Source organism: Bartonella sp. CE47NXGY, from assembly GCF_042195415.1.
Taxonomy (GTDB): domain Bacteria; phylum Pseudomonadota; class Alphaproteobacteria; order Rhizobiales; family Rhizobiaceae; genus Bartonella.
Genome location: NZ_JBHIOI010000043.1, coordinates 1 through 8,000, shown reverse-complemented (window position 1 = coordinate 8,000; position 8,000 = coordinate 1). Strand labels below are relative to the sequence as shown.

5 protein-coding genes and 1 pseudogene are annotated in these 8,000 nt (G+C 36.1%); 1 reads left to right on the top strand and 5 read right to left on the bottom strand.

The window, feature by feature from the left end; translation table 11 throughout:
- On the top strand, positions 1–2,139 hold a 2,139-nt coding region (locus ACFIL3_RS08410), incomplete at its 5' end, for a type ISP restriction/modification enzyme (protein ID WP_375682072.1).
- Between the two features lie 823 nt (positions 2,140–2,962).
- Here the strand turns inward: ACFIL3_RS08410 and ACFIL3_RS08405 are convergent.
- From ACFIL3_RS08405 to ACFIL3_RS08385, 5 genes and pseudogenes are all read right to left on the bottom strand, one after another.
- A pseudogene (locus tag ACFIL3_RS08405) lies at positions 2,963–5,593 on the bottom strand (DUF6990 domain-containing protein).
- Between the two features lie 5 nt (positions 5,594–5,598).
- Positions 5,599–6,069: an SMI1/KNR4 family protein gene (locus tag ACFIL3_RS08400; RefSeq protein ID WP_375682071.1), complete on the bottom strand. Its 471-nt coding sequence runs from the start codon at positions 6,067–6,069 to the stop codon at positions 5,599–5,601.
- 52 nt (positions 6,070–6,121) lie between these two features.
- On the bottom strand, positions 6,122–6,697 hold the full coding sequence (locus ACFIL3_RS08395) for an SMI1/KNR4 family protein (RefSeq protein ID WP_183194725.1): 576 nt from the start codon (positions 6,695–6,697) through the stop codon (positions 6,122–6,124).
- On the bottom strand, positions 6,694–7,167 hold the full coding sequence (locus tag ACFIL3_RS08390; RefSeq protein ID WP_375613701.1) for an SMI1/KNR4 family protein: 474 nt from the start codon (positions 7,165–7,167) through the stop codon (positions 6,694–6,696). The genes ACFIL3_RS08395 and ACFIL3_RS08390 overlap by 4 nt, the downstream gene beginning before the upstream one ends.
- Positions 7,168–7,219: 52 nt before the next feature.
- Positions 7,220–7,810 (bottom strand): SMI1/KNR4 family protein, encoded by a 591-nt coding sequence (locus ACFIL3_RS08385; RefSeq protein ID WP_183193918.1) that lies wholly within the window; start codon positions 7,808–7,810, stop codon positions 7,220–7,222.
- Positions 7,811–8,000 lie beyond the last annotated feature (190 nt).

Below are 8,000 nucleotides of genomic sequence, written 5' to 3'. Positions count from 1 at the left end.
CCAGAGGATATGGAATATAAATACCGTTATGATATCCACGCAAATGAGATTGTCTTGCTAGCCTATTACATAGCAGCGATTAACATTGAATCGACGTATCATAGTATCATGAAAGGTGAGTATATCCCTTTCAAACATATTGGTTTAACCGATACATTCCGCATGCTTGAAGAGAAAAGCCTTCTGCAAAAATTATTCAAAGAAAACAGTGAATATTTAGAGCATCAAAAGAAACTGGATATCAAAGTTATCTTTGGTAACCCTCCTTATTCAACAGGTCAAAAAAGTGCTAATGATAATGCAAAGAATACGCCTTATCCGATATTAAATGACCGTATTGATGAAACTTACGCCGCTCAATCTAAAGCAAGCCTTATGCGAAATCTTTATGATAGTTATATTCGTGCCATTCGCTGGGCTAGTGATCGTATTGATAATGCTGGAGTAATCGGTTTTGTTTCTGGTTCTGGTTACATAGAAAAGTCAACAATGGATGGATTACGAAAATCTTTAGCCAAAGAGTTTACGAGCATTTATGTGCTTAATTTACGGGGGGATCTTCGCAAAAATATGTTAAGCAATGGAAGAGCTCAAGAAGGTGAAAATATTTTTGGCAATGGTAGTATGACCGGTATTGCTGTAACCTTGTTTATCAAAAATCCCAATGCTATTGGACCTTGTAAAATTTACTATCATGATATTGGTAATAATCACACAAGAGAAAAAAAGCTTAAGACAATTAAAAAATTTAGGAGCATTGATGGCATTACACGAAGTAAACAAGGTTGGCAAATAATCACACCAGATAAACATGGTGATTGGCTTGGTCAACGTGATAACAATTTTAAAGCATTTTTATCCATAGGTTATAAAAAAGGTCATGGTAAAAAGCTTTTTGATACTTATTCCTGTGGTATTGTAACTAGCCGTGATGCTTGGGTATACAATTCAAGCCATGAAGTTTTAGCGAAAAACATAAGTAATATGATTGCCTTCTATAACAGTGAAGTAAAGCGTTTTAATAATGTTTATGGACATGTTGATCCTAGGATACGTAAAAATGCTGTAGACAATTTCGTCAATACAGATACGAGAAAAATCAGTTGGAGCCGCGCTCTTAAAGAAGATTTAGCAAAAGGAAATACTTTTGAATTTGAAGCTACATGCCTTATGCAAAGTTTATATCGTCCTTTTACACAACAGTGGCTCTATTATAATCGCACCTTCAATGAAATGGTTTTACAAATGCCGCGGATATTTCCGATGGGAAAAGCGGTTGAAAATAAAGTAATTCAAATTACAGGCGTAGGAGCAAGGTGTGGTTTTTCTGTTCTTATGTCTGAAGATTTGCCTAATCTAGATGCAATAGAAAAAGGTCAATGCTTTCCACGGTATTTTTATGAAGATACTATGGTTTCAAAAGGTAAAAGTGAGAAACAATCCCATTTATTTACAGAAGAAAGCAAAACAGCTGGTTTACAGAGGCGTGATGCCATTACTGATGAAGGATTAGCACATTTTAAAGCTGCTTATCCTAATGAAAAAATCACTAAAGATGATCTATTCTATTATGTTTACGGTTTACTTCATTCGGAAGATTATCGTGCTCGTTATGCTGATAACCTCTCTAAAGAATTGCCTCGTATCCCTTGTGTAAAGAGTGCTGGTAATTTTTGGAAGTTCGTAACAGCAGGGCGTGAACTGGGTCATTTGCACGTGAATTATGAAACTGTAGAGCCTTATCCAGTGACTTTTAAAAAGGGTAATCCAAAAGTTACAGAAATCTCTAATCCCGAAAAGTTTTATTATGTTACTGAAATGAAATTCGCAAAAGCAGGTAAAGAGAAAGATAAAACCACTGTTATTTATAATAGCAATATCATCATGACAGATATCCCACTTGACGCTTATGAGTATATCGTTAATGGTAAACCCGCTCTTGAATGGGTTATGGGGCGTCAATGTGTAAAGACTGATAAAAAGAGTGGCATTGTGAATGATGCCAATCGCTATGCTGTTGAAACCATTGGCAACCCTGCCTACCCTCTAGAGTTATTTCAGAGGGTTATTACCGTAAGTTTAGAGACAATGAAAATCGTTAAGAACCTACCAAAACTAGAAATTAAAGAAATTGAATAGACTTGGCTTGCTAAACTCACAAGGGGTATAGAGTCTTATAACCATAATCTATACCTCTCTTGTTAAGTTGATTAGATACAATCTTTAAAAAGAGTGCTTATATGCGTTATTCTAAAAAGAAATCATTTGCACTTTTAGATACTCTTATTTGGATTGCCTTTAAGAGATTATACCGTATTTAAAATGATAGCTTTATCCTTTTCAAAAGCTTTATTTAAAGAGAGTTATATATATATATATTCATTTTCTTATATTACTTATAGGTTTTGTCTGTTTTTAAAACCCCCAAAACACCTACAAAACCCTCTTAGATATATATTAAAAATTGTATTTATGTGTTATGTTTAATATAGGTTGTTTATTTGAAAGATTAACTTATTGAAATATAATAACTTTTATTTTGTATTAAAAAATATATATAAAGGGGGGGGTAAAAAGCCCCCCCAAAACCCCCATACCCCCCTAAACTCATAACCATAATGGTCTTGATAGCATTTCATATGAGTTACAAACTATCTTTTGAAAGGCTTTAAAAGATTATATGCTTTTCATAAAGCACATTTTAATCATTCACTAAAATCATAAGATTCGTCTGTTAAATAAACAGACATAACCGATAAAATAGACAATAATCCATTAAAAGGGATTTTGATCATCTATGGAATAATTTTATAGATCTTTTTTTATAGGTTGTTTCCTTAAAATCTTGCACCAAAACCATGATCAGAGCCATACCACTGTTGAGTTTCTCAACTATGATCAAGGCTTTGGACCGCGCCTTATTTTCTAAATTTTTTGAAATCTTTTTGATATTTTTTAGGTGCTATTTCTTGTCTTTTTTTCCGATAAAATTGACTATTTTCTCTTTCCACGAGCGGGATTGCTCCTTGCTGATAACCTCTTGTTGATCATCAAACTTTTCTGCCACCCGTTCAATCAAAGCGTAGCTCACTTGCTTCACCTTTGCTACTTCTTTGGCTAAAGCTAATGCACGTTCAAGGTGGGTTTTGTTGATGCTTTCGTCAAAGCCTAGGTGATCACCTGCCGTAAAGCTTTGCTGATAAGATTTTAAGGTCTCAATATTGCCCAATAAGGCAAGAGCGCCAAGATGAAGCAAAGCATAATCCGTATCATCTGCTTTAGACGTTGCATCCCGTTGCCAAGGAGCAGTGCCATAATCAGAGCGAAGTCTTTTAGAAAGGTCAATGTCTTTGACTGACCATTCTAGCGCATCATCAAGTGCTTGCTTTAAACAATCCGTAGTGACTTCTGGTTCAAAGATTTCTAATCCCTTGGCTTCAAAATTAAGCTGTATATCTGGAATATCTTCCGTGTGGGTAGGATCAATGAATTTACAAGCAGCGGAAAGAATACCGGTACTAATCATAAAGGCGCTATCAAATTGCGGACAATCTTTGGCAATTTCGTCGTTATAAAGAATGTCTACTTCACGATCAGCCAATTGATAGCTTGCCATATGGTCATTCTCATTGATTTTCTCGGTTGACCATCCTAGACTTTTTAAAAGTGCATGAGCACTTTCCATGGTGAGACGATCATCAGTGTCATCCGCTTCATCCACTTCCTCTGCCACTTCAACAGAAGTTGTTTTAGAAGCAACAGATGCTGTTTGCGGATCCAAACTCAAAATTGGAACGTTTTTAGGAAAACCTGTTCAATAACGCTGGGCAAGATTAAGCGCGTTGTCAATATCATATTTTGTGATAGTATCTACAAAGCCTAGACGGTTTTTTCTTTGAAAACTCTCCTTATAAAACTTAAGTTTTTTGACATTGCCAGTCAAAATAAGTGCAATAAGGTGAAATTCTGCAAGGAAAAATTCACTTTTTGTTGGCAACGCCGCATAATCATAGATGATTTGGTTGGTGTTTTGGTTATCAGCCCATTTAAGAATATCCACACAGATTTGCTTTAGTTTGCCTTCTTCAACTTCAACACTAGAAACTGTATAAACTTCTTCTGCCTCTTTGAGAGCTATATATTGAGGATTCTCGGGAAAAACACCCCTATGAGCAGTGGAAAAGGCAAGTGTTGAAAGTGAAGCCTTGAATATAACGATCAGTGTTTTTCCTTTTGTATCAAGGCTGTACATTATATTAATGATACGGTCTTTGCTTATAAAATAGGCATTACGATTATAATTTTTGTCGCGATAGACTGTCCAGTTCATCATTTTTAATGTTTCAGAAACTGTATTAAGGAGAGCTAAAGATTGTACATCAATACGTGCATCCGCCGCCTCTCGCTCCTTTAAAACGCTCAGATGTCCTTCAGCAAATTGAACAGCGTGATTAACATATTTTTCCACATCATCGTCATCTAAATATTCAGAAATCGTACCTGCTTTTACGGCATTTTGATAGGATTTCAGGATATCAATTTGACCTGTTAATGCTAAACAAGCCAAATGCCATGGAATATCGGGACAAGAGCTATATTTTTGAACAAGCGCTTTGCTTTCTATCGCTGCTTCTAAATCCTGAGCACGCGCCCATTGTATCACCCGCTCAGAAATTTTGATAAGCTCCTGCTCATTTAATGTCTCTAAACGAATATCAATCCCTTTACCAACACCACTAAAAACCCCTCCCTCAATCGTATTAAAAGACTGATAAATATTTGTAGCTGATATCTGCCTACATTTTCTACTATCGTGAATATAATGGCAAGCGACAGAAATATCTTCGTTGGAGATCCCTGCTTCAAGATGAACATTATAATCATCATGAAGACGGATAAAACCAAAATCAAATTGAATGAAGCGGTCGGGCAAAATCAGCCACATTTTTCCAGGTTCCGTAACAAACCACCCTTGGGTTTTAAGAATGCGCGTTGCTGCTGTAAGACTCATCAAACGCTGTTTCGGTTTTTTGCGTGCTAAAATGTCATCCAATTCATTATTTTTATAAGCTTCAGCAAAAAAGATGACGCGCTCAACCTGTGTCATCTTTTCATAATCAGAAAACTCTGGTGTATATAATTGAGGTGTAGGTTTGTAATTCCTTAAAGCTTCGGTATCGCCGAGTAGAGCCTTTGCAACGAGAGAATGATTAGCAGCTTTTTTACGTAATTTTTTCTTAATATCTTGTGCTTGCGCCCAAGCTAACACTTTGTCTAAAGCTACCTTGACATGGCTTTCAAAAAACTCCAGTGCTGTAACTCCAAAATTCTCTTCTGAAGAAATCAGCATAGCCTCATATTGAGATTGAGATTCTTTACCGTTAGCATATTCACAGCCAAGACAATAAGCAGCAGTAGTAAGACTGACAGAAACCCACAATCTTCCGCTATCCCGTCCATAATCTATGACACCATAATGAATACGCACTATGCGATCGGGGAGGTGATAATAAGCAAACATATCACCCATTTCATCGCGATGGGGCTCCCAACCAACTTTTTTTAAAATCTCTGTTGCGTCTTTGGTTTGCATCGTCATTACCCCCCCCCAGCATGTTCCATAATTCTTTTACAGAGAAATTCATAGAAGTTACTTGCGTAATGCTCTGAATCTCCAGATGCAATTTCAACATAGAGTGGGCATTCACCATCCCAAAACTGAGAATAATCAAAATAAAATGTTTCACCAAAATCAGTTCTATTCACGGCAAGCTGATTTGGTTTTGCGAAACCATTTTTTATATCCGTCAAATGATAGAAAACAATATCACCAGCAGGACACTTATCAAAACTTGCGTTATAAATGCTAAAAATTTCATAACCTCCAATTTCTCCTCCTCCATAATTTTTTAAAAAACTTTTGTAGGACGAGGTGAATTGTAAACCAAGAGTTCTCTCAGCCTTTTCAATCAATATATCATCAGGTGCATCCTCTGCAGTGCCAAAGTCGATAACATCCGGATACTTATTAATTAATTGTGCAACATCATCTAAAGTATAGGTTTTCATGGATGAACCTCAAAACGTGCGTTATAAACGCTCCATATTTCCTCTATCAATTTCACCTCTTCCATAGTTTTTTCCAAAAACTCTTGTAAAAAGGGATAGGTTGCGGAGTGGGAGTGTGCTCAATCTTTTCAATCGGTTGATCACCATCAGGTATCTCAACTCCCGCGTGTACTTTAATTCTTTTGCATAGGAATTCATAAAAATTACTGGCGTAATATTCGGACTCCTCATCCGCAAACATGACATAGAGTGGGCATTCACCATCCCGAAACTGCGTATAATCAAAGTAAAAGGTTTCATCAAGATCATAACTCACAACGAGCTGTTCTGGTGTCGTAAAACCACGTTTTCTATCATTTAAGTTTTGGAAAACAACGTCATTAACAGAAACACCTATAGGATGCTCATAAAGACTATAGATTTCTTCACCACTAATGTCCCCACCTTTATAATGTTTCAAAAAACTCTTGTAAGAGGATGTGAATTGTAAACCAAGAGCTTTCTCAGCCCTTTCAATTACAAGATCATCAACTGCATCATCTTCAGTACGAAAATGGATAATCTCATCATCATATTTATTCACTTTATCAATTAATATTACAACATCAGCTAAGGTATAGGTTTTCATAAATCTTCCCCTGCATGGTCCTTAATTCTTTTACAGAGAAATTCATAAAAATTACTTGCATAATAAAGGGGATCTCCAGATATTACCTCAAAATAGAGCGGACATTCACCATCCTGAAACTGAGAGTAATCAAAGTAAAATGTCTCACCAAAATCAGTTCTACTGACAACAAGCTGCTGTGATTTTGCTAAACCATTTTTCATTTCTGTTAAGCGATTATAGACAATGTCACCACCATAAACAGTTTCAAAGTCTACACCATAAATGCTAAAAATTTCCTCGCAACCAATTTCTCCTCCTCCATAATTTTTTAAAAAACTTTTGTAGGACGAGGTGAATTGTAAACCAAGAGTTCTCTCAGCCTTTTCAATCAATATATCATCAGGTGCATCCTCTGCAGTGCCAAAGTCGATAACATCCGGATACTTATTAATTAATTGTGCAACATCAGCTAAGGTATAGGTTTTCATGGATGATCCTCAAAACTTGCGTTATAAACGCTTCATATTTCCTCTATCAATTTCACCTCTTCCATAGTTTTTTCCAAAAGCTCTTGTAAAAAGGGATAGGTTGCGGAGTGGGAGTGTTCTCAATCTTTTCAATCGGTTGGTCACCATCAGGTATCTCAGCTCCCACACTTTCTTTAATTCTTTTGCAAAGGAATTCATAAAAATTGCTAGCGTAATACTCGCAATCCTCAGATGGAAGCATGACATAAAGTGGGCATTCTCCATCCCTAAACTGCGTATAATCAAAATAAAAGGTTTCACCAAAATCTGTTCTGCTAATGAAAAGCTGTTCTGGTGTCACAAAACCACGTTCTCTATTGAGTAAGTTTCGGTAAACAATATCACCAGCAGGAATACCTTCCCCACAATCTCCATAAATGCTAAATATTTCATCACCACCAATTTCTCCTCCTCCATATTTTTTTAAAAAAACTTTGTAAGAGGATGTGAATTGCAAACCCAAAGCTTTCTCCGCCTTTTCAATCTGTAAATCATCTGTTTCATTCTCTCCATCATCTTCAGTACCCAAATTGATAATCTCTTCATCATATTTATTTACTTTATCAATTAAGACTGCAACATCATCTAAGGTATAGGTTTTCATCAATTATTCTCCATTAATTATTCTATAAATCTCTGTTTTTTCTCTTTTCATCAACCGTAGAGTATTACTGCCGATGCTCCTGTCCCCATCTGTCAAAATCTAGACCTATAATACCCCATTTCATATTGATTATTCCTCCTAAACTACTGTTTTTTTGTTCTCCATGCCCATTGCCGTATTCTTTCCAATA

What these genes read in the sequence shown, in the direction of transcription:
- ACFIL3_RS08400 (WP_375682071.1), bottom strand. Translation starts at nt 6,069, where the DNA reads ATGAAAACCTATACTTTAGATGATGTTGCACAATTAATTAATAAGTAT.
- ACFIL3_RS08395 (WP_183194725.1), bottom strand. Translation starts at nt 6,697, where the DNA reads ATGAAAACCTATACCTTAGCTGATGTTGTAATATTAATTGATAAAGTG.
- ACFIL3_RS08390 (WP_375613701.1), bottom strand. Translation starts at nt 7,167, where the DNA reads ATGAAAACCTATACCTTAGCTGATGTTGCACAATTAATTAATAAGTAT.
- ACFIL3_RS08385 (WP_183193918.1), bottom strand. Translation starts at nt 7,810, where the DNA reads ATGAAAACCTATACCTTAGATGATGTTGCAGTCTTAATTGATAAAGTA.